The organism is Pseudomonas sp. HY7a-MNA-CIBAN-0227 (assembly GCF_040310325.1).
GTDB lineage: Bacteria > Pseudomonadota > Gammaproteobacteria > Pseudomonadales > Pseudomonadaceae > Aquipseudomonas.
Genome location: NZ_JBEOPT010000005.1, coordinates 229,902 through 252,246 on the forward strand (window position 1 = coordinate 229,902; position 22,345 = coordinate 252,246).

Sequence of the window (22,345 nt, forward strand, 5' to 3'; positions counted from 1 at the left end):
CTATGTTTTGGCGATTATGCGCCATCGGCTGCCCCTTTTCCCACTGGCGGTTCGTCGATATCTGACAGCGCCACGTCCTTGCCCACCAGGAAATCAATCAGCGCCCGATGCACCGCCAGGGCAGCGTCGTGGGACTCCAGGTCGAGCAAATGGCCGGTGTATTCGGCAGTGACGAAGCTGCTACGACCGACATATTGCTTGAACAGTTGGGCGTCTTCGGCCGGCGTGTATTCGTCCAGCGTGCCATTGAGAAAGTGCACGGGGGTTTCGATCTGGCGCAGTTGCGGCAGGTAATTGCCATCGCCCATTTGCAGCACCTGGTGGATATGAAAGCGCGCCTGGCGGTATTCGGTGGTGGCCATATTCGACAGGTGACGGTGGTTGTTGCGCTTGAGCCGTGACGACAGGAACTTGCCGACGGTCTCGTTGAGCAGATGGCCGACGGCGGACTTGTCATCGGCCTCGATCAGCACTCGGACGCGCTCCACGTATTCGAGCATCGCCTGATTGAGATTGGGCGCCAGGGCCATAACCACCGAGCTTTCGATGGAGGGCGGGTTGTGGGCCAGGGTCAACAGCGTGGAGATGCCGCCCCAAGAGGCCGAGACAAGGTGATTGACCTCAAAGCGCTCCACCAGGGCCCGGAGGATTTGCACTTCGTCGTCCTTGGTCACCAGGTCGAGGTCGGTGTTGTGAGGGCGCGAATAACCCGAGAACGGCAAATCGAACATCAGCACATTGAAATGCTCGGCCAGGCATTTGCTGGTGCGGGCAAACGAGCGGGTAGTGGACAGCGCGCCATTGACCAACAGCACGGTTTTCTTCTCTGGGTTGTTACCAAGCGGCTCTACGTGAACGTTGTAGTGTTTGAACAGCTTTTCAATGACAAAACTTCCATGGTTCATGTCAACGCTCCAGCTTGCCCTTTCCCGGGCAAGGTCATGCATCACTTGGGGACAAGTGGGTTGAGGGCTGCGCAGGGGTTGTTTGAGTTTTTTACCGCGCGGACGTGGCTAGATGCCACTGGCCTTTATAGCGAGGTTTTTCAAAGGCGACAACAGGTCGGATGGCCAGGTGTCTGAAGCGATATTTTGCGTATGGCGCAATGCGGTCTTGAGGGAATAACGCGATCCAATGTGGGAGCTTGCTCGCCTGCGATGACCTCACACGCGGTGTAATTGATACACCCAGTCGCCTGCATCGCAGGCAAGCCCGGCTCCCATATTGGATGGTTGTCGCATTGGGAATGCGTGTCTACAGGGTCAGGGTCAACCGCTTGACCAGTGCCCCCGGTAACAAGTTGGACGAGGTATTGCGCTGGCTATACGTACTGGCCGACAGCAGCAGTTCCCGATCAGCGGTTAGCGCTTCCAGCTGCGAACCCAGCAGGTTGTAGACACTGTCATCAAAACGCATGGTGCTGACCGGCGCCTTGATCTCGCCGTCTTCCACCCAGAACGTGGCGAAGCGAGTCATGCCGGTCAGGCGCGCCGCCGGCTGGTCGGAGTAGTTCAGGTACCACAGGTTGCTGATGTACAGGCCGGTGCCCAACTGCTTGAGGATATCGGCCTGGGCCAGGCTACCTGCGGCCATCTGCAACGCGCTGGGGGATTCGTCGTCGCTGGCGCCGTTGGCGCTCAAACCGTACTCGGCGGCGCTACGGGAGTTGACCAGCCGGCCTTCGGCCTTGCCCGCGCTGATCAGCTTCACGTCGCTGCGGGGATAGCCGTCACGAGAGAACGCCGAACTCAGTGAATCGCTGACCTGTTCATCGATGCCCACCAAGGGGCTCAACGCTTGATCGCCGCTATACAGGCGCTGCAACGGGCTGCTTTTGCTGGCGATGGCCTGGGCGGAAAAACCGCCCCAGGTGAGCATGCCGATGATTTCTTCCAGCGCCGCCGGAGCGATATAGGCGCGGTATTGTCCCGGCGCCAAGGTGTGCAGCGGGCGGCCAAGAAACTCCAGTTGCTCGCGCGCCTGCTGGAAACGACGGGCGAAGTCGGCACTGTCCCAGTCGTTTCCGGCGTAGCTGGCCTTCACGGCTTCGCCGTTGGCGTGGAACAGGCTGAAATCGAAGTTGAAGCTATTGGCCTGATGCCAACCGAAGGCGCCCGAGGAACTGGCAAAACCGCGGCTAATGGGACCAGCGGCGTAGAAACCGACCATATCCACGCCGTGTGCAGCCTGGTTGATTTCTTCCAGTACCTGAGCCAGCCCTGGCAGCGGTCGAGCCTGCTGGTCCTTGTTTTGCCAGGCGTTGTGGTTGAGCAAAAGATAGGGATCTTGCGGCACCAGCGCCAAGGTCTCGCGCAGTTGTTGCAGGCCATCGGCCAGGCGCTGGCGATCCAGCTCCGGTTCGCCAGCCAAGGTAATACCCAGGTCAGCATGGCGACCGTCATTGATCAGTTTCAGGTTCAGGCTAGCCTGTTGCACCTGTCCGGCCTGACGCACCTTGGCGTGATTGAAACGCACGAACTCGGACGATTCCGCCGCGTAACCCAGATGAAACTGTTCCTCTTCGGTGATGGCCTGCTTGAGCCAATCGACCAGGGCCTTGAAGGTCTGCATCAGGCGTCTCCCCCAAACACATCAACATTGCTGAACACACACGCCGGAGATGCATGGCCGACGCGGATTACCTGGTTGGGCTCGCCCTTGCCGCAGTTCGGCGTACCCAGGACCTTGAAGGTACTGGCGTCGCCGACGGCGCTGAGCTTGCGCCAGAACTGCGCGGAAATGGCCCGGTAGTTGGGGTTCTTTACCACACCCTTGAGTTCGCCGTTTTCAATCAACTGGCCCCATTCGCAGCCGAACTGGAACTTGTTGCGAGCGTCATCAATGGACCACGAGCGGTTGGTGGACATGAGAATGCCGTGCTCGATGCCTTCGATCAGTTGCGCCTGGGTCTGGTCGCCCGCCTCGATATTGAGGTTAGCCATGCGGTCGATAGGCGGGCGGTTCCAGCTGCACGCGCGGCTGTTGGCCACGCCGCCCATGCCCGAGCGGTATTGCGACAGCGCGCCGCCCAACGGTTTGAGCAACAGGCCTTCGCGGATCAGGAATTGCTTGCTGGCGGCGGTTCCGTCGTCGTCATGGCCGTAGCTGGCGAGCTGTTCGGGAATGTCCGGATCGAAGGTCACATTGAGCAGCCTGGAGCCGTATTGCAGGCTGCCAAAGTCGCTGGCCTTGACGAAGCTGGTGCCAGCGTAATTGCGCTCATCGCCGAGGATGCGGTCCAGTTCCAGCGGGTGGCCGATGGATTCGTGGATCTGCAACATCATCTGGTCGGGCATCAGCAACAGGTCGCGCGGGCCTTGCGGCGTGTTAGGTGCCAACAGCAGTTGCAGGGCCTGGTCGGCGATCTGCGCAGCAGCGCCGATCAGGCCGAAGCGGCTGATCACATCGAAGCCGCCTTGCTGGCCGAAGTTGGTGCCGCCCAGGGTGCGGGTCTGGCTATCGCTGCCGTCGTAGGCGGTGACGCTCAGGCCCGGAAAAATAAACCTCTGGGCCTGGCGCAGTTCGGCACCAACGCTGTTGAGGTAGATCTGTTCGACGTGGGTCAGCCCCAGGTTGACTTCCCAGTTCACCAGGCGCTCGTCCTTGGGTACCGCAAAGGATTCGGCGCCGAGCAGTTGGTAGCAATCGCTCAGGGACGGGAACGGCTGGTCGAGGTCGGGCGACAGGTAGTCGGCAACGTCGCTGGACACTGGCTGGTCGCGCAGGTCGAGCAGGGCGTGGGGCTTGATCAACCGGGCCTGCTGTTCGGCGCGCTCAAGGGCGGCTTGCAGGCCTGGCAGGGAAATATCGTTGGTCGCGGCGTAGGCTTCGACACCGTTGAGGCGCACGGTGAGCATCGCGCCTTCGTCGCGGTTCAGGTGTGGAGGCTCGGCGACGTTTTTGCGCACCGACAGGTATTGGCCGGATTCGCGCACGTAGCGCAGGGAGAAAAAATCGGCGGTAGTGCGCAGGGCGGCGAAGTGTTTTTTGAGGATAGGGTGCTTGTCGAACATGGGGCCTTCCTTGTGGGCAGCGCAGGCCCTGAGGCCCTCATCGCGGGCAAGCCCAGCTCCCACATTTGAATGTATTCACAAATCAAGAATGTGGGAGCTGGCTTGCCTGCGATGCTTTTGGCTTTAGACCGGGCAACCCTTGGCGCGCAGGATGGCGTCAAAACGATCAGAGTCCAGGGTGCCGGCTTCGATAGCCGCCAGTGTAGCCTTCTCGCGGGCCAGCAGGTCGTGGCAGCGCACCAGCAATTCCGGCAGTTCAGTTCGCGAAGCTGCGACCACGCCGTCGCCGTCGCCGATCATCAGGTCGCCAGGAGCAACCAGCATGCCAGCGCAAGAGATCGGCACGTTGATTTCGCCGCCGCCGTCGGTGCTCGGGCCACGGTGTACGCCGCCGATGGCGTAGGCCGGCAGTTCGCCGGTTTGCCATTCGTCGAGGTCGCGCAGGGCGCCGTTGATCACCACGCCGACGATGCCGGCCTTCAGGGCCATGGCGCGCATGATGCCGCCGAACACGGCGCGGGTCAGGTCGGCGCTGCCGTCGATCACCAGCACATCGCCCGGACGGGCCATCTGCATGGCTTTGAGAATCATCAGGTTGTCACCCGGACGCACGCGCACAGTCAGTGCACTGCCGAGCATCGGCGCATTGCCGTGGAAGGACTTGAGTCCCAGGCCACCGACGTTACGACCCAGGCAATCGCTGACGGCAGCGGCCGGGATCTTGCTGAATTCCTTCAGCCATTTTGGGTCCAGTGGTTCAACGTTTGGATTGATCAGGAAGCCGGTAGGCCATTTGCTCGAAGAAACGACATCAAACATGAGAAAGCCTCGTGGCCAGGCAAGTGCCGGCGTATCGGTAGGGCAGGAAGATGAAACGTTTGCGCGGTAATAGATTAGGCCTGCGCGGGGGGTGGGATCAAGGGCGGTGCGGTGTGGGACGGGTTTACAGCCTGTGCGGCTAGGGCTGTAATCCATTGTGGCGAGAGAGCTTGTCCCCTCGCCACAGGGGTGTATTAGCTATTACGCAGTACGGCTTACTTCACGCAGCGGCTTGCCACGCGCAGGCTTGTCACCTGCCACGTAGTAATCCGCCGTGCTGCGCGCCAGCGGCTGGCGGCCACGAATCTTGTCGGCGATTTTCTCGGCGATCATGATCGTTGGCGCATTCAGGTTGCCGGTGGTGATCAGCGGCATGATCGAGGCATCGACCACACGCAGGCCCTGCATGCCATGTACGCGACCTTCGCCATCGACCACAGCCATCTCGTCGGTGCCCATCTTGCATGAGCAGGACGGGTGGAACGCGGTTTCGGCGTGCTCCCGGATAAACTTGTCCAGTTGCTCGTCGGTCTGCACTTCAATGCCGGGGCTGATTTCGCGGCCACGGAAGGCGTCCAGTGCTGGCTGTTGCATGATTTCACGGGTCAGGCGGATGCCGTCACGAAATTCCTGCCAGTCCTGTTCGCTGGACATGTAGTTGAAGAGGATGCTCGGGTATTCCCGTGGGTTCTTCGACTTCAGCTGGATGCGGCCACGGCTCGGCGAACGCATGGAACCCACGTGGGCCTGGAAACCGTGCTCTTTAACACCGTTGCTGCCGTTGTAGTTAATCGCGACCGGCAGGAAGTGGTATTGGATGTTCGGCCATTCGAATTCTTCGCGCGAACGGATGAAACCGCCGGCTTCGAACTGGTTGCTGGCGCCAATACCTGTGCCGTTGAACAGCCACTCGGCACCGATGGCCGGCTGGTTGTACCAGAGCAGCGACGGGTACAGCGAGACTGGCTGGGTGCATGAATATTGCAGGTACATTTCCAGATGATCCTGCAGGTTTTCGCCGACGCCTGGCAGGTCGTGGACCACTGGGATGTCGAGGCTTTCCAGCAGTTTTGCCGGGCCAACGCCGGAGCGTTGCAGGATCTGCGGCGAGGCGATAGCGCCGCTGCACACCAGCACTTCCTTGCGGGCACGAGCTTCAACGCGCTCTTCAGCGGCGCCGATCAGGTAACGCACGCCCACGGCACGCTTGCCTTCAAACAGCACTTTGTCGGTCAGAGCATGGGTGACGATGGTCAGCGTCGAACGCTTCTTGGCTGTGTCCAGGTAACCGCGGGCGGTGCTGGCGCGACGGCCGTTCGGCGTCACGGTACGGTCCATCGGGCCGAAGCCTTCCTGCTGGTAACCGTTCAAGTCTTCGGTACGCGGGTAACCGGCCTGCACGCCGGCTTCGACCATGGCGGCGAACAGTGGGTTGTTGCCGGCTTTTGGCGTGGTCACGCTGACCGGGCCTTCGCCACCGTGGTAGTCGTTAGGGCCGATGTCGCGGGTTTCCGCTTTACGGAAATACGGCAGGCAGTCCAGGTAAGACCAGTCTTCCAGCCCTGGGGCTTTCGCCCAGCCGTTGTAGTCCATGGCGTTGCCACGGATGTAGCACATGCCGTTGATCAAGGAAGAGCCACCCAGGCCCTTGCCACGACCGCATTCCATCTTGCGGCCGTCCATGTATGGCTCTGGATCGGTTTCGTAGGCCCAGTTGTAGCGGCGGCCCTGCAGTGGGAAGGCCAGGGCGGCCGGCATTTGGGTACGGAAATCCAGACGGTAGTCCGGGCCGCCTGCTTCCAGCAGCAGGACGGTGACGCCTTCGTCTTCGGTAAGACGGGTCGCCAGGGTGTTACCGGCGGAGCCGGCACCCACGATGATGTAGTCGTATTCTTGGGACATTGAATGCACCCTCATTAAATTTGGTCAGGTTGCTGAATGGTGGTGCCTGGGATGGGGCTGCTGCGCAGCCCAGCGGGGGCAAGCCCCCTCGCCACAAAGGGCATCCCAGACTTCAGGCGGGTTAGAACACCGAGGCGTAGTCGCCCAGCTCAACCTGTACCGATTTGATGCGTGTGAAGTTGTTCAGCGAGGTGATGCCGTTCTCACGGCCAACGCCCGACTGTTTGTAGCCACCGACCGGCATCTTGGCATCGGACTCGCCCCAGGCGTTGATCCAGCAGATACCGGCTTCCAGTTGATGAATCACGCGGTGCGCGCGGTTCAGGTCCTTGGTTACCAGGCCAGCGGCCAGGCCGAAGTCGGTGTCGTTGGCGCGGCGGATCACTTCTTCTTCGGTGTCGTAGGTGAGGATGCTCATCACCGGGCCGAAGATTTCTTCACGGACGATGGTCATTTCGTCGGTGCAGTCAGTGAACACGGTCGGCGCAACGTAGGCACCCTTGGCGAATTCGCCGTCGGTCAGACGGTCGCCGCCGCACAGTACGCGCGCGCCTTCTTCCTTACCTTTGGCAATGTAGCCGAGCACGCTTTCCATATGAGCGAAGCTGACCAGCGGGCCGAAGTTGGTGTTTTCGTCTTGCGGGCTGCCAATGCGGATGCGGGCTACGCGCTCGGCAATCTTGGCTTCGAACGCGCCTTTGAGGGCGGTCGGAACGAATACGCGAGTACCGTTGGTGCAAACCTGGCCCGAGCTGTAGAAGTTGGCCATCATCGCAATGTCGGCGGCGCGATCGAGGTCGGCGTCGTCGAAAATAATCAGCGGGGATTTGCCGCCCAGTTCCATGGTCACTTCTTTGAGCGAAGAGCTGGAAGCGCTGGCCATGACCTTCTTGCCGGTGTCGGTGCCGCCAGTGAAGGAGATTTTCTCGATGCGCGGGTGTTCGGTCAGCCAAGTGCCGACTTCACGGCCGCTGCCGGTCAGGACGTTGAACACGCCGTCTGGAACGCCGGCCGCGGTGTAGATCTCGGCCAGTTTCAGGGTGGTCAGCGAAGTGACTTCGCTTGGTTTGAAGATCATCGCGTTACCGGCGGCCAGGGCTGGCGCGGACTTCCACAGGGCGATCTGGATCGGGTAGTTCCACGCGCCGATACCGGCCACGACGCCCAGGGGCTCGCGACGGGTGTAGACGAACGAAGTGGTACGCAGCGGGATTTGCTCGCCTTCGATGGCGGGCACCAGGCCTGCGTAGTATTCCAGCACGTCGGCGCCGGTGACGATGTCGACATATTGGGTTTCGGAGTACGGCTTGCCGGTGTCCAGGGTTTCCAGGGCGGCCAACTCATCGTTGCGCTCGCGCAGGATTTCAACGGCGCGACGCAGGATGCGCGAACGCTCCATGGCAGTCATCGCGGCCCAGATTTTCTGGCCCTTTTCGGCGCTGACCACGGCACGTTCAACGTCTTCCTTGGTGGCGCGTTGTACGTTGGCGAGAACTTCACCGTTAGCCGGGTTGATGGCTTCGAAGGTGGCATCGCTGCCAGCGTCGGAGTAGCCGCCGTCAATGTAGAGTTTTTGCAGTTCGAAACGGGCCATAAAGTCCTCGCAAGTGCATAAGTGGTTGGCGTTAACCACTAAAAGGTGGGGCCATTAAGGTTCTGGCAACACCGATCAGCAGCAGTTCAGGGGTTGAGCGATTATGTGTGCTCTAACTCACCTGTTTGGCCAATTGGAAATCCATATATTCGTAAGCGATCCGTTGCGCCTGCTCAGTGTCGAAAGCGTCTCCCGACAGTGCGCCGCGCAACCACAAACCGTCGATCAGGGCCGCTAGCCCGCGGGCTGCGCTGCGTGCCTCGGGCAGTGGCATCGCACGGCGGAACTGGCAGCACAGGTTGGAATACAGGCGGTGATCGTTGATCCGCTGCAACCTGTGCAAAGACGGGTGGTGCATGCTGGAGGCCCAGAAGGCCAGCCAGGTTTTCATTGCTGGGCCGTTGACCTGGCTGGCGTCGAAGTTGCCTTCGATGATCACCTGCAGGTGCGCCCGTGGGCTGTCATCCTTCAACGCGTGCCGACGAGCGTGGACATTCTCGATCAAGACGTTCATCAGGTACCGCATCGTGGCGGCAATCAGGCCGTTCTTGTCCTGAAAGTAGTGACTGATGATGCCATTCGAGACGCCGGCCAGGCGGGCGATCAGCGCAATGCTGGCATCTCCCATTCCGACCTGATCGATGGCCGTCAACGTGGCTTCGATCAACTGCTGGCGGCGTATGGGTTGCATACCGACCTTGGGCATCGTGCACCTCTCCTTAGGCCTGCCGACGAGCGATAAACGTCCGTCGGCTTGTGGGCCAGTCTATTTTGTTTTGATTGAACGTTCAATCAACAAAGAATAAGATCTGCGACAAATCGTCACGCCCTGTAGGTGTTTTACCGACAAGGCGCGACACCAGACATCTGAAAAAAACCTCTGAAACGACCACGTGGCATAGCGCGAGCTGGCGAAGACGGAACGTTTGAATGGGCAAGACGCTTAAGGTCATGACGCGACGCTTTTTTTACTGAAAAGAGCTCGCCCAAGGCTTTCGCCGCCAGCCAACAATGTTGCTTTTGTGGGGTTCAGGGTTTTTCGGGGTGTCTTTATATCACCCACCAGTCGACTGCCAAAAAATCGATGGATCGGGTAAAGCGCTGCCTTGTGTTTCTCTCTCGCACTGCCTGGAGCATCTGTGCCATGAGTTCTGCCTCTCTTATAAAGACCCCGCCAGAAAAGGTACGGGTCAACGGTTGGGTGTTCTACACCTCTACCGCGCTGATTTTGTTGTTGACTGCCATTTTGATCATCGCCCCGCAAGAGGCCGGCCGGGTGCTTGGTGTAGCCCAGGCCTGGCTGTCCAAAAGCTTTGGCTGGTACTACATGGTGGTCATCGCTGCCTACCTGGTATTTGTGGTGGGCCTGGCGTTTTCGTCCTACGGCAAGTTGAAACTGGGCAGCAAGGACGACACCCCAGACTTCAGCTATGGCGCCTGGGCCGGCATGCTGTTCTCTTCGGGGATCGGCATCTCGCTGTTGTACTTCGGTGCTTCGGAGCCGTTGGACCACTACTTCAATCCGCCTGAAGGCGCTGGCGCCACTGGCACGGCCGCACGGCAGGCGTTGCAGTTGACCTTCCTGCACTGGGGCCTGCACGGCTGGGCGATCTATGCCTTGGTCGGCCTGGCCGTGGCGTACTTTGCCTATCGTCATAACCAGCCGCTGGCCTTGCGTTCGGCGCTGTACCCGCTGGTGGGCGAGCGTTGGGTCAAAGGCGCTGCCGGTCACGCGGTGGACGGTTTTGGTATGTTCGTGACCTTGCTGGGCCTGGTGACCAACCTCGGCATTGGCTCGCTGCAAGTATCGTCGGGGCTGGAAAACCTGTTCGGTATGGAGCACAACAACACCAACCTGCTGATCGTGATCATCGTGATGAGCACCGTGGCGACCATCGCCGCCGTGTCGGGTGTGGAAAACGGCATTCGCCGCCTGTCCAACCTCAACATTGTGCTGTTCAGCGGCTTGCTGATTTTCGTGCTGTTGTTCGGCCCGACCCTGCATTTGCTTAATGGCCTGGTGCAGAACACCGGCGATTACCTGAACGGCATCGTGCTGAAAACCTTCGACTTGTATGTATACGAAGGTGATGGCGAGAAGTCCGAGCGCTGGATGGGCCTGTGGACCCTGTTCTACTGGGCCTGGTGGATTTCCTGGGCACCCTTCGTGGGCATGTTTATCGCGCGTATTTCCCGTGGTCGTACCGTGCGTGAACTGGTGGCCGGCGTATTGCTGATCCCGTTGGGCTTCACCCTGGCGTGGTTGTCGATCTTCGGCAACTCGGCGCTGGACCTGGTGCTTAACCATGGCGCGGTGGAGTTGGGCAAAACTGCCCTGGAACAACCGTCCATGGCGATCTACCAACTGCTTGAGCATTACCCCGCGTCGAAAATCGTCATTGGTGTGTCGATTTTTGTGGGCTTCGTGCTGTTCCTGACCCCGGCGGATTCCGGCGCGGTGATGATGGCGAACCTGTCTTGCAAGGGCGGCAACGTTGACGAAGATGCGCCGCACTGGCTGCGGATTTTCTGGTCGGCGGTGATCACCCTGGTGACCATCGGTTTGCTGTTCGCCGGTAACTTTGAAGCCATGCAAACCATGGTGGTGCTGGCCGGCCTGCCGTTCTCGGTGGTGCTGATTCTGTTTATGTTCGGTCTGCACAAGGCCATGCGCCAGGACGTGGCGATCGAGCTGGAGCAAGCGCAACTGGCTGAGCGTGGTCGTCATGGTTTCAGCGAGCGCTTGACTGCCCTCGACCTGCAACCAACCCAAGCCGTGGTGCAGCGCTTTATGGATAAAAAGGTGACGCCGGCGCTGGAAGACGCGGCGGTGGCCTTGCGTGCTCAAGGGCTGGATGTGCAGACCGTGCTCGGTAAGTCCAAGTGCTGCATGGGCGTGCGGATCGAGATGGAAGAGGGCAACCCGTTTGTCTACGAGGTCAGCCTGGATGGCTACCTGGCGGCGCCGAGTGAGTCGCTCCAGGGTGAGGAAGAGCGCACGCGCTACTACCGCGCCGAGGTGTATTTGCACAACGGCAGCCAGGAATACGACCTGATGGGCTTCACCCCGGAACAAATTACCCGGGATGTGCTCGATCAGTTTGAAAGCCATCGCCAGCTCCTTGGCCGCGTCTATAGCTGAAGGTTGAGACAGTGACCGTTCCCCCGCATGGGAACGATCAAACTGCCTAAGACAAAAAGGGATCGCTCACCGCGATCCCTTTTTTTCAGCCCAGGTTCTTGCCTAACAGCGCGTGGTACAGCTCGCTGTCACCCAAAATCCCCACCACCTTGTTGTTGTCCTGCAGCACCAGCTTGTTTCCTGTCTGATAGCGAATCTGCAACGCATCGCGCATACCAATATTGGAATCCACCAGCGTCGGTACCCGGCCCAACCCCTCCACCGCTTGCCCAGGCGCCCAGTTCTGCAGGTTCAGCACTGAACCATTCTGGCGTGCGCCCTTGATGGTGTTGCCTTCGGCCAGGTCCAGCCACGAGTCGTCGCCAGGATCGAGACATACCGAACCGTTGACCCGCTTGCAGTTGTCCAGCGTGCGCATCAGGCTGCGGCCGCACAGCACGTTCAGCGGATTGGTATGGGCGACGAAGGTGCGCACATAGTCATCCGCCGGGTTCAGCACGATCTCTTCCGGCACGCTGTACTGGATGATCCGCCCGTCTTTCATGATCGCGATGCGGCTGCCCAGTTTCAGCGCCTCATCCAGGTCATGGCTGACGAATACGATGGTCTTGCTTAGCTTGCGTTGCAGCTCCAGCAGTTCATCCTGCAAACCCTGGCGGATCAGCGGGTCGAGGGCGGAGAAGGGTTCGTCCATCAGCAGGATATCGGCGTCCATCGCCAGGGCGCGGGCTAGGCCCACACGTTGCTGCATGCCGCCGGACAACTCATCGGGTTTCTTGTTGCGCCACTGGGACAGGCCCACCAGCTCCAACTTCTCGTCCACCAACGTGCGGCGTTCTTTCTCTGGTCGGCCCTGCATCTCCAGGCCGAAGCTGATGTTTTCGCGCACCGTCAGCCACGGCATCAGGGCGAATTTCTGGAAGACCATGGCGATGCGCTTGGTGCGCATCATTTTCAGCTCGGCTGGCGTGCAAGACGCAATGTCGATCTGTTTGCCTTCATGCTCAACAAACAGTTGCCCGCGGCTGACGGTGTTCAAGCCGTTGATGCAACGCAGCAGGCTCGACTTGCCGGAGCCGGACAAGCCCATGAGCACGCAGATCTCGCCTTTCTCGATGTCGAGGCTGGCCTTTTCGACGCCGACAATTTGCCCGGTTTTTTTCAGGATCTGGTCGCGGGTCATACCTTGGTCAAGCAGTTTCAGGGCTTCACGGGGGTCCTTGGAGAACACCACGTCGACCTGATCAAAGCGAATGATGCTCATGCGTCACCCCCTACTTTGGCGTCGGGTTGTTTGCAGATACGGTCGAGCATGATCGCCAGCAGCACAATAGCCAGACCGGCTTCGAAGCCTAGGGCAATGTCGGCGGTGTTCAGTGCGTTGACCACCGGTTTGCCGAGGCCGTCGGCGCCCACCAGGGCGGCGATTACCACCATCGACAACGACAGCATGATGCATTGGGTAATGCCGGCGGCGATGCTCGGCATGGCGTGGGGCAGTTCAATACGCGAGAGCAATTGACGGCGTGAGCAGCCAAAGGCTTTGCCAGCGTCCAGCAACTCTTGCGGGACATCACGGATACCCAGGTAGGTCAGACGGATGGGCGCGGCAATCGCGAACACCACCGTGGAAATCAGGCCAGGCACCACACCCAGCCCGAAGAGGGTCAGGGTAGGGATGAGGTAGACGAAGGTCGGTACGGTCTGCATCAGATCGAGTACCGGCCGCATCAGGGTATAGAACATCGGTTTGTGTGCGGCGACGATGCCCAGCGGCACACCGATGACCACGCAGACCAGGGTGGCGAACAACACTTGCGCCAAGGTCTCCATGGTTTCCTGCCAGTACCCCAGGTTGAGGATCAGCAGAAAGGAAAGGATGACGAAAACCGTCAGTCCCCATTTGCGTTGAATAAAGTGAGCAAGCAGCGCAATCAGACCGATCAATGCCAGCGGATTGAACCAGGTCAGCGCAAACGTCACGCCGTGGATCATCGTTTCCAGTGTCGATGCGATTGCGTCGAAGTAGTCGGCGCCGTTTTGCGTCAACCACTCAACGAAGGCAGCGATGTACTGGCCAAGGGGGATTTTCTGTTCAGTCAGCATGGTAGTGAGTGTCCACATGCGAAGAGGGAAAACATCCCGAGCCAGCGTACCGGCCCGGGGTCAGCGGTTACTCGGCGAGCTTGGCTTTTACGGCCTCCAAACCTGGTTTGCCATCGATGGTGGTAACACCGGCTAGCCAGGTGTCGAGCACTTGCGGGTTTTTCTTCAGCCACGCCTTGGCGGCGGCTTCGGGTTTCATTTTGTCGTCCAGGACGTTGCCCATCAGGGTGCTTTCCATGTCCAGGGTGAACGCCAGGTTTTTCAGCAACTGACCGACGTTGCTGCATTCCTGGACGTAGCCTTTGCGGGTGTTGGTGTAGATGGTCGCCTTGCCATAGTCGGGGCCGAAGGAATCGTCACCGCCGGTGAGGTACTTCATCTTGAAACGGGTGTTCATCGGGTGCGGCTCCCAGCCCAGGAACACCACGTCGGTGCCACGGCGCTGAGCGCGATCTACCTGGGACAACATCCCGGCTTCGCTGGACTCGACCACCTTGAAGCCTGCGGTTTTCAAGCCGAAGGCGTCTTTGTCGATCAGACTCTGGATGGTGCGGTTACCGTCGTTACCCGGCTCAATGCCGTAGATCTTGCCGTCCAGTTCTTTCTTGAATTTGACGATGTCGGCGAAGTCTTTCAGGCCCTTGTTGTACAGCGCCTCGGGCACCGCCAGGGTGTACTTGGCGTTTTCCAGGTTGGCGCGCACGGTTTCCACGGTGCCGGCATCACGGTACTGCTTGATGTCGTTTTCCATGGTCGGCATCCAGTTGCCGAGGAAGATGTCCATGTTCTTGCCGTCGGCCAGGGACTTGTAGGTCACTGGAACGGAAATCATCGTGGTGCGGGTTTTGTAGCCGAGGGCTTCGAGGACCACGCTGGTGGTGGCGGTGGTGACGGTGATGTCAGTCCAGCCGACATCCGAGAAATTGACGGTACTGCATTGCGCCGGTTCTGCGGCTTGTGCCGCAAGGGGCAGACTCAGCATGGCGGCCAACAACAACGACGGGGAACCTTTCATGGGTTTGGACTCCTGGTGTTTTTCTGGCGGCGTTCGCCGCGCTTTATAAGTGTTGCGGTTGGGGCGTGCGACACAGCTCTGCCACGGTACCTTGCAAACGAGTCGTGACTGATCATGTACCAGTGAAAATCTGACGCCTACAGGGGGCGTCGTATCCAGTACAGGGATGGTCGTATCCAGTGTCGGTGACGTCGCTTACAGAATTTTTCCAAGGCAATACTGCACTTTTTGTCGATCTGCACCGTAAAAAAACGGTCAAAACGAGTGATCGCACGGGGGCGGCGCTGGTAAGCATGGGTACGTCGGTGTGAGACGCCGAACGGGGCAACAAAAGCTTGATGATGCGCCCATCTCGGCGGAAAGCAGCTTGAGCGTAGCAGCTCCGTCACCAGGTGTTTTCTATGCCTGGCCTGTGCTCATCGAGGAGTTTCACGGTAATGGCTATCAGCGTTTTCGACCTGTTCAAGATCGGCATCGGCCCTTCCAGTTCTCACACCGTCGGCCCCATGCGCGCCGCGGCGTTATTCGTTCAAGGAATGCGTGAACGTGGTCTGTTGGAACAGGTACGGCGCGTTGAAGTTCAGCTTTACGGCTCTTTATCGGCCACGGGCATCGGTCACGGCAGCGACAATGCCGTGATCATGGGGCTGATGGGCGAGTGGCCGGATGCGATTGATCCGTCGCTGATTGGCCTGCGCATCGAGACCCTGCGCGAGACCAACACCTTGCTGCTGGACGGGCGTTTGCCGGTGCCGTTCCTGTGGTCGCGGGACATGCGCCTGATCGACGAAAACCTGCCGTTCCACCCCAATGCCATGACCCTGGTGGTGTTCGCTGATGACACTGAGCTGCACCGCGACACCTACTATTCAGTGGGCGGCGGCTTTGTGGTGGATCAAGCGCAGGCCGCCAGTGGTGTGGCAGACATGGATCGCACTGAGCTGCCCTATGATTTTTCCAGCGCCGTGCAATTGCTGAGCTTGTGCAAGACCCACAACCTGCGGGTCGCCGAATTGATGTTGGCCAACGAAAAGGTCTGGCGCTCGGAGGAGGACATTCGCAGTGGCCTGATGAAGCTCTGGCGTGCGATGCAAGATTGTGTCGAACAAGGCCTCAAACACGAAGGCATCCTCCCCGGCGGCCTGAACGTGCGGCGGCGTGCGGCCAGGTTGCACCGCAGTTTGCAGGAGCTGGGCAAGCCCAACGTGATCGGCTCGACCTTGAGCGCCATGGAGTGGGTCAACCTGTTCGCCCTGGCCGTGAACGAGGAAAACGCCGCTGGCGGGCGCATGGTCACGGCACCGACCAACGGCGCGGCGGGGATCATTCCGGCGGTATTGCACTACTTTATGAAATTCAGCGAGGTGGTCACCGAAGCCAACGTGGTGGACTACTTCCTCAGCGCGGCGGCGGTAGGGATTCTGTGTAAAAAGAATGCATCGATCTCCGGCGCCGAAGTCGGTTGCCAGGGCGAAGTCGGCTCGGCCTGCGCCATGGCGGCGGCCGGGCTGGCGGAGATTCTCGGCGCTACGCCGGAACAGTTGTGCAATGCGGCGGAGATTGGCCTGGAACACAATCTGGGCCTGACCTGCGACCCGGTGGGCGGCCTGGTGCAAGTGCCGTGTATCGAGCGCAATGCCATTGCGGCGGTGAAAGCGATCAATGCGGCGCAGATGGCCTTGCGTGGCGATGGTCAGCACTTTATCTCCCTGGACCGGGTGATCCGCACCATGCGTGATACCGGCGCGGATATGCATGACAAGTACAAGGAGACTTCGCGGGGAGGGTTGGCGGTGAGTGCCGTTGAATGTTGACTGTAGGAGCGAGCTTGCTCGCGAAGGTCGTGAACGATAACGCGCCCATCCTGAATGAACGCGGCGCTCTCAGGTTTTTCGCGAGCAAGAACTAGGCGTCCCCCTCGCTCCTACATTGAGCACACCCTCTCGTCACGCTACCTTTTAGCGCGTCGCAAATAGATAAGTAGCTCCCGAACGAATCCGCCGCTGACCACCCGTCACCTGTGCTTGTGGTGACAGACTTTTCCTACGTCGTTTCTTCCGCTTCCCACAAGTGCTACCGATCTGCTCACACCCCTTGAGCCTGCTTCCGATCGCGTTTTTTTCGGGTCATATTCCCCACTCCGTGCGCGGGCTTATATAGACGCGTCAGTAGGTCGTTTTCAGGAGTTATTGAATAGCCATTCAACTTTAGGCATGGCATTTGCTCTATCAACTCAAAGCCTCTCTCCCGGGGAATATTTCCGAGGAAGAAGAGTGCAATAACAAGAGCCTCGCCTGAGGCCATCACCCGCTTTGTGTGAGGAGATACCGCGATGACGTCGTTCAACTCCGGGGCTCAACCCCAGAACCGTGCGCCTCAATCCATCGGTTTTTTGCTGCTGGACAATTTCACGCTGATTTCCCTGGCCTCCGCAGTAGAACCGCTGCGCATGGCCAACCAATTGTCCGGCCGCGAGCTGTACCGCTGGACGACCTTGAGTGTCGACGGAAACCATGTGTGGGCCAGCGACGGTCTGCAAATCACCCCCGATGCCTCGATGCACAAAGCCCCGGCCCTGGACACCATCATTGTCTGCGGCGGCGTGGGTATCCAGCGCACCGTCACCCGTGAACATGTGTCGTGGCTGCAAAGCCAGGCGCGCCAGTCGCGCCGTCTCGGTGCGGTGTGCACCGGCAGTTGGGCTTTGGCTTGCGCAGGTCTGTTGGATGGCTTTGATTGCAGCGTGCACTGGGAATGCCTGGCGTCGATGCAGGAAGCTTTCCCGCGCGTGGCCATGAGCACACGCCTGTTCACCCTGGACCGCAACCGCTTCACCAGCTCCGGCGGCACTGCGCCGCTGGACATGATGCTGCACCTGATCAGCCGCGACCACGGCCGTGAATTGTCGGCAGCGATCTCCGAGATGTTTGTCTACGAACGTATCCGCAATGAGCAGGATCACCAGCGTGTACCGCTCAAGCACATGCTCGGCACCAATCAGCCGAAACTGCAGGAAATCGTCGCGCTGATGGAGGCTAATCTGGAAGAGCCCATCGACCTCGATGAACTGGCGGTGTATGTCGCCGTTTCCCGGCGTCAGCTGGAGCGGCTGTTCCAGAAATACCTGCACTGTTCGCCGTCGCGCTACTACCTCAAGTTGCGCCTGATCCGTGCACGACAGTTGCTCAAGCAAACGCCGATGTCGATCATCGAAGTGGCGTCGGTGTGCGGGTTTGTCTCCACGCCGCACTTCTCCAAATGCTACCGCGAATACTTCGGCATTCCACCACGGGATGAGCGCGTCGGTTCCAACACCACCCAGCAAGTGGCAATGATGCCGATCCCGCAGGCGTTGGTGTTGTCACCGCTGTCCGGGCCGTTGTCGGCGTTGAGCCAAGCTCGCAATGAGTCGACTTTCGCGAGTGTAAGGCTCTAACGCTCTAACTGTAGGAGCGAGCTTGCTCGCGAAGGTCGTGAACGATGACGCCAGGCATCCTGGATGAACACGTCGTCCTCAGGTTTTTCGCGAGCAAGCTCGCTCCTACAGAGACAGTGATTTTCAGGCGCCGGAGTTCTGCCGAAACTGCACCAGCGCCGGCAACAACTGCTTATCAATCGCCTGCCTTACCGCCGGTAAAATCGTCGCGCTACTGGTGTACATCTGCTCGACCATACCCTTGAGCGCCTTGGCTCGCGCTTCACTCAAACCGCGCACGGCACATTCGCAGGCCTGCTCGGCGGTGGCGCCGCTGGACACTTCGAAACCCAACGACCGCAGTTGGCCAAGCAGGTCGTCCTGGTCAATCAAATCCGCGTGCATCATGACGTTTATCCTTGTTAGGGGAGCGGGGGATTAAGGTCGATTCTGGTAGGCGATCGGGATGTCGGCAAGGGCTGAATGCGCGAATGGCTCTGATACCTATGAACAGGTCGTTTTCGGCTAACTCGCCAGCCCAAGGAATGGGCACACTGGACTCAAGCAAGCACCTTGAAGGTTTGGTCACCCTCGGGATGCGCAGCTCACACAAAACACTCTGCCCCGATCCTGTCACGGCTTGATCGGGGCTTTTTTTGCTTATCGCTGCAGCACCAGGATTCGCGACAACAACTCATCCCGATCGATATAGCAGCCCTGGAAATGCCGCGCCCCCGAAGCCGGGTCAAAGGCATTGCGCGCATGTAACGTGCGGCGATTATCGAAGCACCACAACTCACCGGGATTCAATCGTTTGACCAGGCGAAACCGATCCTCGCGCGTCATTGCGATAAACCGTCGATAGGCGCGGTACACCAACGGCATCTGCTCCACCGACGTCTCAAACGGCCCGCGCAGAAAGTTGGCCATGCGGATCTCTGCGACCTCACCCAGGGCATCCAGCGCAATGATCGGCGCCAGCTGGCGATAGTCGCTATGGCGGTCCTTGTTGCGAAACTCCACCGGGATTTCACACAGTGCACGAAACGCTTCGGGATCTTCTTCTCGCAAGGCGCGAGCAATGGCAAAACCGTCGACAAAAATACTCTCGCCCCCGTTGGCGTCATTGACCAGGCAATGCAGAAATTGCAGCCCCGGTTGCAGCTCGCGGGTGGGCAAGTCGCTGTGCAGCGGCAAGTTGAAAGAGGTGTAGGCATTGCTGTCGGCATCGGCCTTGGATTGCACGTTGAACAGCACGCCGAAATTACTCTCGCGGATGAACGAAATGCGCCTGGCGATAAGTGCCAGGGAGCCTGGTTCGACAGGTACGTCGCGCACTTGGGTCAGGCCGCTGTCGCGCAGGGCCAGCAGCCATTGCAGCAGTGCCTTCGGGTCTTCCATCAAGGCTGCGTATTCAAAAACCGGCAGTTCAAAACGGCTGTCCCACAGCTTGGATGTTGGCTTGGCGGCACGGCGTTCGGCGCGGGATTCATCGTCATAGGCATGGGCCCGCAGCCAGCCGGGATCGAAGCGGCTACTGTGGCCGCCGTTCCATTCCACACGCAGGAAACCCTGATCAATGTGTGCGCTTAGGGCCGTGAGGTTCTCGTCGACATCGACAATCTCCAGCAGCTGCTCGCGGGTCACGCTGTACACGCAGGCCGGACACGGGCAGTTGTCCCGCAGCCACTGATGATGGAACGGGCTGCCCCGGCCATCGGCCCACTGCACCCGCACCTGATCGGCCAACACCTGAGCATTGGCGAGGGCGCTGATCAGCGGGTAAGTGCGGAAGTCGGCAACAGCGGCGACGGTGTTCATGGTGATTCCCTATTTTTCCGGTGGCAGGCCAATGACGCGGCCGAGGAGGGCGGGTTTTGCCAGATCGGTTTGTTCGCCAGTGATGGCCGCCAGCTTGTCCAATATCGCCTCAGTGAACGGTGCCGAACGCGGCCCAGCGAGATCGACGTGGAGCAGCATTTGTTCGTTGCCGGCCAGTTCCCGCTCTTCTCCCACCAGATGCAGGCTGTGATAGAGGTGCAGGCGCTTGCGGTCGTAGGCGATCAGTTGCGTGCGAACTTCAACCTCGGCGCCCAGCTTCACTTCGTGTAGGTAGTTGAGGTGCAGTTCCAGGGTGAACAGCGAGTTGCCGCTGGCTTCGCGGTTGTCGCTGTCCAGGCCCAGGGTGTCCATCAGCGCGTCGGTGGCGTAGCTGAAAATCAGCAGGTAGAAGGCATCGCGCAGGTGGTCGTTGTAGTCGACCCAGTCGGGGAGAATTTTTGTGGTGTAGGTGGTTAGAGCGGGCATGGCATCGGTTCCAGGGGAGATGATCGGTTACTCACTGAAGGTCATGCCGTGCTTGGCTTTGGTGGTTCTCACCGCCTCCAACACCGCCAACAGGCAATCATCACGATAGCGCTCCAGGGCCGAAATGCTGTGGTTGCCCAACTGATCGCGGGTGCCATCGACCACATCGTCAATCAGCTTGTCGGTCAATTCAGGGGCGGGCAGATAGGTCCACGGCAACTGCAGCGCCGGCCCAAACTGCGCCATGAAGTGGCGCATCCCGGCATCGCCACCCGCCAGCGTGTAGGTCAGGAAAGTCCCCATGAACGACCAGCGCAAACCCGCGCCAAAGCGAATTGCATCGTCGATTTCGCCGGTAGTCGCCACACCATCGTTGACCAGGTGCAGCGCCTCGCGCCACAGCGCTTCCAGCAGGCGGTCGGCGATAAAGCCTGGAACTTCCTTGCGTACATGCAGCGGGCGCATGCCGAGGGATTCATACACCTTGATCGCGGCCTGCACCGCTTCTGGCGCGGTATTTTTGCCGCCTACCACTTCCACCAGCGGCAGCAGGTACACCGGGTTGAACGGGTGGCCGACCACACAACGCTCAGGATGGGTCGAACCTTCGTAAAACTCGCTGGGTAACAGCCCTGAAGTGCTGGAGCCGATCAACGCATTGGGCTTGGCCGCCGCGCTGATCTGGGCGTGTAATTGCAGCTTCAGTTCCAGGCGTTCCGGGGCGCTTTCCTGGATGAAGTCAGCGTCTTTGACGCACTCTTCAATGGTTGCGACAAAACGCAGGCGGTCCTGGGATGCACCGGGTGCCAGGCCTTGTTTTTCCAGGGCACCCCAAGCGTTGGCGACGCGTTTGCGCAAGGCTGCTTCGGCGCCGGGTGCCGGGTCCCAGGCCACTACATCGAGGCCGTGGGCCAAGGCGCGCGATACCCAGCCGCTGCCGATGACACCGCTGCCCAGTGCTGCGAAGGTTTTGATTTCGGTGATAAAGCGCATGGCAACTTCCTAAAGAGAGGGTAATTCCTGTAGGCGCGAGGGGGGACTCCTACAGGATGAGGCTGTGATCGTAATTAGCCGCGCTTGGTCAAGCCCATCTTGATTCGGCCTTCTGCCGGGGTCATGACCCGCGCACCCAGTCGACTGAGGATCTCGCTGGCACGTTCCACCAACTGCCCATTGGTGGCCAGCACGCCTTTGTCCAACCACAGATTGTCTTCCAGGCCGACCCGCACGTTGCCACCCAGCAGCACCGCTTGCGCCGCCATCGGCATCTGCATGCGGCCGATACCAAACCCGGCCCACACCGCGTCAGCCGGCAGGTTATCGACCATGGCTTTCATGGTGGTGGTATCCGCCGGTGCTCCCCACGGAATGCCCAGGCACAGCTGGAACAGCGGGTTATCGAGCAAGCCTTCCTTGATCATCTGTTTGGCAAACCACAGGTGTCCGGTATCGAAGATTTCCAGCTCGGCCTTCACGCCCAGCTCTTGAATGCGTTTGGCGCCAGCCCGCAACTGCGCGGGGGTGGAGACGTAAATGGTGTCGCCGTCGCCGAAGTTCAGGGTGCCGCAGTCCAGGGTGCAGATTTCCGGCAGCAGCGCTTCAACGTGGGCCAGACGTGTCAGCGGCCCGACCAGATCAGTGTTGGGGCCGAACTCCATGGGGTTCTCGCCGCCACCGATTTCCAGGTCGCCGCCCATGCCGGCGGTGAGGTTGACGATGATGTCGACATCCGCCTCGCGAATGCGCTCCATCACTTCGCGGTACAGCGCCACGTCACGGCTGAACTTGCCGGTTTGCGGATCACGCACGTGGCAGTGCACGACGGTGGCGCCGGCCTTGGCGGCTTCCACGGCCGCAGCCGCGATTTGTTTGGGAGTGACCGGCACATGTGGGCTTCTGGCGGTCGTGTCGCCAGCACCGGTGAGAGCGCAGGTGATGATGACGTCGTGGTTCATGAGACGGGTCCTTGCAGGCGTGATTTAGAGGTGTGGTTTCAAGGTGTAGTGATGCCGTTCGCAGCCAAGGGTGGCTG

Annotated in this window: 18 protein-coding genes and 1 pseudogene; 4 read left to right on the forward strand and 15 right to left on the reverse strand. The window is 59.9% G+C overall.

From position 1 onward, the window contains the following. Window positions 1-14: 14 nt before the first annotated feature. The 7 genes from AAEZ06_RS11070 to betI all read right to left on the reverse strand — a co-directional run bounded on the left by AAEZ06_RS11070 (window position 15) and on the right by betI (window position 9,034). Window positions 15-905 (reverse strand): alpha/beta fold hydrolase, encoded by an 891-nt coding sequence (locus AAEZ06_RS11070; RefSeq protein ID WP_149414456.1) that lies wholly within the window; start codon window positions 903-905, stop codon window positions 15-17. Window positions 906-1,254: 349 nt separating this feature from the next. Continuing rightward, window positions 1,255-2,571 (reverse strand): TldD/PmbA family protein, encoded by a 1,317-nt coding sequence (locus tag AAEZ06_RS11075; RefSeq protein WP_149414457.1) that lies wholly within the window; start codon window positions 2,569-2,571, stop codon window positions 1,255-1,257. Continuing rightward, the gene (locus AAEZ06_RS11080) at window positions 2,571-4,013 is read right to left on the reverse strand and encodes a TldD/PmbA family protein (RefSeq protein WP_149414458.1); all 1,443 of its coding nucleotides are present in this window, start codon (window positions 4,011-4,013) and stop codon (window positions 2,571-2,573) included. Before AAEZ06_RS11080 ends, AAEZ06_RS11075 begins: the two co-directional genes overlap by 1 nt. 123 nt (window positions 4,014-4,136) lie before the next feature. Beyond that, window positions 4,137-4,832: an RraA family protein gene (locus AAEZ06_RS11085; RefSeq protein WP_149414459.1), complete on the reverse strand. Its 696-nt coding sequence runs from the start codon at window positions 4,830-4,832 to the stop codon at window positions 4,137-4,139. A gap of 201 nt (window positions 4,833-5,033) precedes the next feature. Beyond that, window positions 5,034-6,734, reverse strand: coding sequence for a choline dehydrogenase (gene betA / locus AAEZ06_RS11090; RefSeq protein ID WP_149414460.1), 1,701 nt, complete (start codon window positions 6,732-6,734; stop codon window positions 5,034-5,036). Between the two features lie 121 nt (window positions 6,735-6,855). Then, window positions 6,856-8,328, reverse strand: a complete 1,473-nt coding sequence (gene betB / locus AAEZ06_RS11095; protein WP_149493969.1) for a betaine-aldehyde dehydrogenase — start codon at window positions 8,326-8,328, stop codon at window positions 6,856-6,858. A gap of 112 nt (window positions 8,329-8,440) precedes the next feature. Then, a complete protein-coding gene (betI, locus tag AAEZ06_RS11100; protein WP_149413401.1) occupies window positions 8,441-9,034 on the reverse strand; it encodes a transcriptional regulator BetI in 594 nt (197 codons plus the stop codon). Between the two features lie 438 nt (window positions 9,035-9,472). On the opposite strand from betI, the gene betT reads away from it, so the two are divergent. Beyond that, the gene (betT, locus tag AAEZ06_RS11105; RefSeq protein WP_149413402.1) at window positions 9,473-11,470 is read left to right on the forward strand and encodes a choline BCCT transporter BetT; all 1,998 of its coding nucleotides are present in this window, start codon (window positions 9,473-9,475) and stop codon (window positions 11,468-11,470) included. A gap of 85 nt (window positions 11,471-11,555) precedes the next feature. On the opposite strand, the gene choV is transcribed toward betT, so the two are convergent. From choV to AAEZ06_RS11120, 3 genes are all read right to left on the reverse strand, one after another. Then, the gene (gene choV / locus AAEZ06_RS11110) at window positions 11,556-12,734 is read right to left on the reverse strand and encodes a choline ABC transporter ATP-binding protein (RefSeq protein WP_350614263.1); all 1,179 of its coding nucleotides are present in this window, start codon (window positions 12,732-12,734) and stop codon (window positions 11,556-11,558) included. Continuing rightward, on the reverse strand, window positions 12,731-13,576 hold the full coding sequence (gene choW, locus AAEZ06_RS11115) for a choline ABC transporter permease subunit (RefSeq protein WP_133102365.1): 846 nt from the start codon (window positions 13,574-13,576) through the stop codon (window positions 12,731-12,733). Before choW ends, choV begins: the two co-directional genes overlap by 4 nt. A 67-nt stretch (window positions 13,577-13,643) precedes the next feature. Beyond that, window positions 13,644-14,591 (reverse strand): choline ABC transporter substrate-binding protein, encoded by a 948-nt coding sequence (locus AAEZ06_RS11120; protein ID WP_149413404.1) that lies wholly within the window; start codon window positions 14,589-14,591, stop codon window positions 13,644-13,646. A 437-nt stretch (window positions 14,592-15,028) separates the two neighbouring features. Between AAEZ06_RS11120 and AAEZ06_RS11125 the strand changes: the two genes are divergently transcribed. The 3 genes and pseudogenes from AAEZ06_RS11125 (at window position 15,029) to gbdR (ending at window position 18,027) form a co-directional block, all read left to right on the forward strand. Next, a complete protein-coding gene (locus AAEZ06_RS11125) occupies window positions 15,029-16,405 on the forward strand; it encodes an L-serine ammonia-lyase (protein ID WP_350614266.1) in 1,377 nt (458 codons plus the stop codon). Further along, window positions 16,399-16,494: pseudogene (locus AAEZ06_RS11130) on the forward strand (outer membrane lipoprotein carrier protein LolA); the annotation flags it as partial. The gene AAEZ06_RS11125 and the pseudogene AAEZ06_RS11130, both read left to right, overlap by 7 nt. A 429-nt stretch (window positions 16,495-16,923) precedes the next feature. Further along, window positions 16,924-18,027: a choline metabolism transcriptional regulator GbdR gene (gbdR, locus tag AAEZ06_RS11135; RefSeq protein ID WP_133102362.1), complete on the forward strand. Its 1,104-nt coding sequence runs from the start codon at window positions 16,924-16,926 to the stop codon at window positions 18,025-18,027. A 123-nt stretch (window positions 18,028-18,150) separates the two neighbouring features. Here the strand turns inward: gbdR and AAEZ06_RS11140 are convergent, their stop codons facing one another. The 5 genes from AAEZ06_RS11140 to cdhC form a co-directional block, all read right to left on the reverse strand. Next, entirely contained in the window at window positions 18,151-18,414 is a 264-nt protein-coding gene (locus AAEZ06_RS11140) for a hypothetical protein (protein ID WP_149413406.1), read from the reverse strand. 252 nt (window positions 18,415-18,666) lie between these two features. Beyond that, the gene (locus tag AAEZ06_RS11145; protein ID WP_350614269.1) at window positions 18,667-19,827 is read right to left on the reverse strand and encodes a gamma-butyrobetaine dioxygenase; all 1,161 of its coding nucleotides are present in this window, start codon (window positions 19,825-19,827) and stop codon (window positions 18,667-18,669) included. A 9-nt stretch (window positions 19,828-19,836) separates the two neighbouring features. Continuing rightward, window positions 19,837-20,313 carry a thioesterase family protein gene (locus AAEZ06_RS11150; protein WP_350614271.1) on the reverse strand — a complete coding sequence of 159 codons (477 nt, stop codon included), beginning with the start codon at window positions 20,311-20,313 and terminating at the stop codon, window positions 19,837-19,839. A 27-nt stretch (window positions 20,314-20,340) separates the two neighbouring features. After that, a complete protein-coding gene (locus AAEZ06_RS11155) occupies window positions 20,341-21,306 on the reverse strand; it encodes an L-carnitine dehydrogenase (RefSeq protein WP_350614273.1) in 966 nt (321 codons plus the stop codon). Window positions 21,307-21,380: 74 nt separating this feature from the next. Continuing rightward, window positions 21,381-22,268, reverse strand: a complete 888-nt coding sequence (gene cdhC, locus AAEZ06_RS11160; RefSeq protein ID WP_149413410.1) for a 3-dehydrocarnitine:acetyl-CoA trimethylamine transferase CdhC — start codon at window positions 22,266-22,268, stop codon at window positions 21,381-21,383. Window positions 22,269-22,345: the final 77 nt, after the last annotated feature.

Excerpts from the sequence above, each read along its gene's own strand:
- AAEZ06_RS11070 (WP_149414456.1), bottom strand. The coding sequence starts at position 905 with ATGAACCATGGAAGTTTTGTCATTGAAAAGCTGTTCAAACACTACAAC.
- AAEZ06_RS11075 (WP_149414457.1), bottom strand. The coding sequence starts at position 2,571 with ATGCAGACCTTCAAGGCCCTGGTCGATTGGCTCAAGCAGGCCATCACC.
- AAEZ06_RS11080 (WP_149414458.1), bottom strand. The coding sequence starts at position 4,013 with ATGTTCGACAAGCACCCTATCCTCAAAAAACACTTCGCCGCCCTGCGC.
- AAEZ06_RS11085 (WP_149414459.1), bottom strand. The coding sequence starts at position 4,832 with ATGTTTGATGTCGTTTCTTCGAGCAAATGGCCTACCGGCTTCCTGATC.
- betA (WP_149414460.1), bottom strand. The coding sequence starts at position 6,734 with ATGTCCCAAGAATACGACTACATCATCGTGGGTGCCGGCTCCGCCGGT.
- betB (WP_149493969.1), bottom strand. The coding sequence starts at position 8,328 with ATGGCCCGTTTCGAACTGCAAAAACTCTACATTGACGGCGGCTACTCC.
- betI (WP_149413401.1), bottom strand. The coding sequence starts at position 9,034 with ATGCCCAAGGTCGGTATGCAACCCATACGCCGCCAGCAGTTGATCGAA.
- betT (WP_149413402.1), top strand. The coding sequence starts at position 9,473 with ATGAGTTCTGCCTCTCTTATAAAGACCCCGCCAGAAAAGGTACGGGTC.
- choV (WP_350614263.1), bottom strand. The coding sequence starts at position 12,734 with ATGAGCATCATTCGCTTTGATCAGGTCGACGTGGTGTTCTCCAAGGAC.
- choW (WP_133102365.1), bottom strand. The coding sequence starts at position 13,576 with ATGCTGACTGAACAGAAAATCCCCCTTGGCCAGTACATCGCTGCCTTC.
- AAEZ06_RS11120 (WP_149413404.1), bottom strand. The coding sequence starts at position 14,591 with ATGAAAGGTTCCCCGTCGTTGTTGTTGGCCGCCATGCTGAGTCTGCCC.
- AAEZ06_RS11125 (WP_350614266.1), top strand. The coding sequence starts at position 15,029 with ATGGCTATCAGCGTTTTCGACCTGTTCAAGATCGGCATCGGCCCTTCC.
- gbdR (WP_133102362.1), top strand. The coding sequence starts at position 16,924 with ATGACGTCGTTCAACTCCGGGGCTCAACCCCAGAACCGTGCGCCTCAA.
- AAEZ06_RS11140 (WP_149413406.1), bottom strand. The coding sequence starts at position 18,414 with ATGATGCACGCGGATTTGATTGACCAGGACGACCTGCTTGGCCAACTG.
- AAEZ06_RS11145 (WP_350614269.1), bottom strand. The coding sequence starts at position 19,827 with ATGAACACCGTCGCCGCTGTTGCCGACTTCCGCACTTACCCGCTGATC.
- AAEZ06_RS11150 (WP_350614271.1), bottom strand. The coding sequence starts at position 20,313 with ATGCCCGCTCTAACCACCTACACCACAAAAATTCTCCCCGACTGGGTC.
- AAEZ06_RS11155 (WP_350614273.1), bottom strand. The coding sequence starts at position 21,306 with ATGCGCTTTATCACCGAAATCAAAACCTTCGCAGCACTGGGCAGCGGT.
- cdhC (WP_149413410.1), bottom strand. The coding sequence starts at position 22,268 with ATGAACCACGACGTCATCATCACCTGCGCTCTCACCGGTGCTGGCGAC.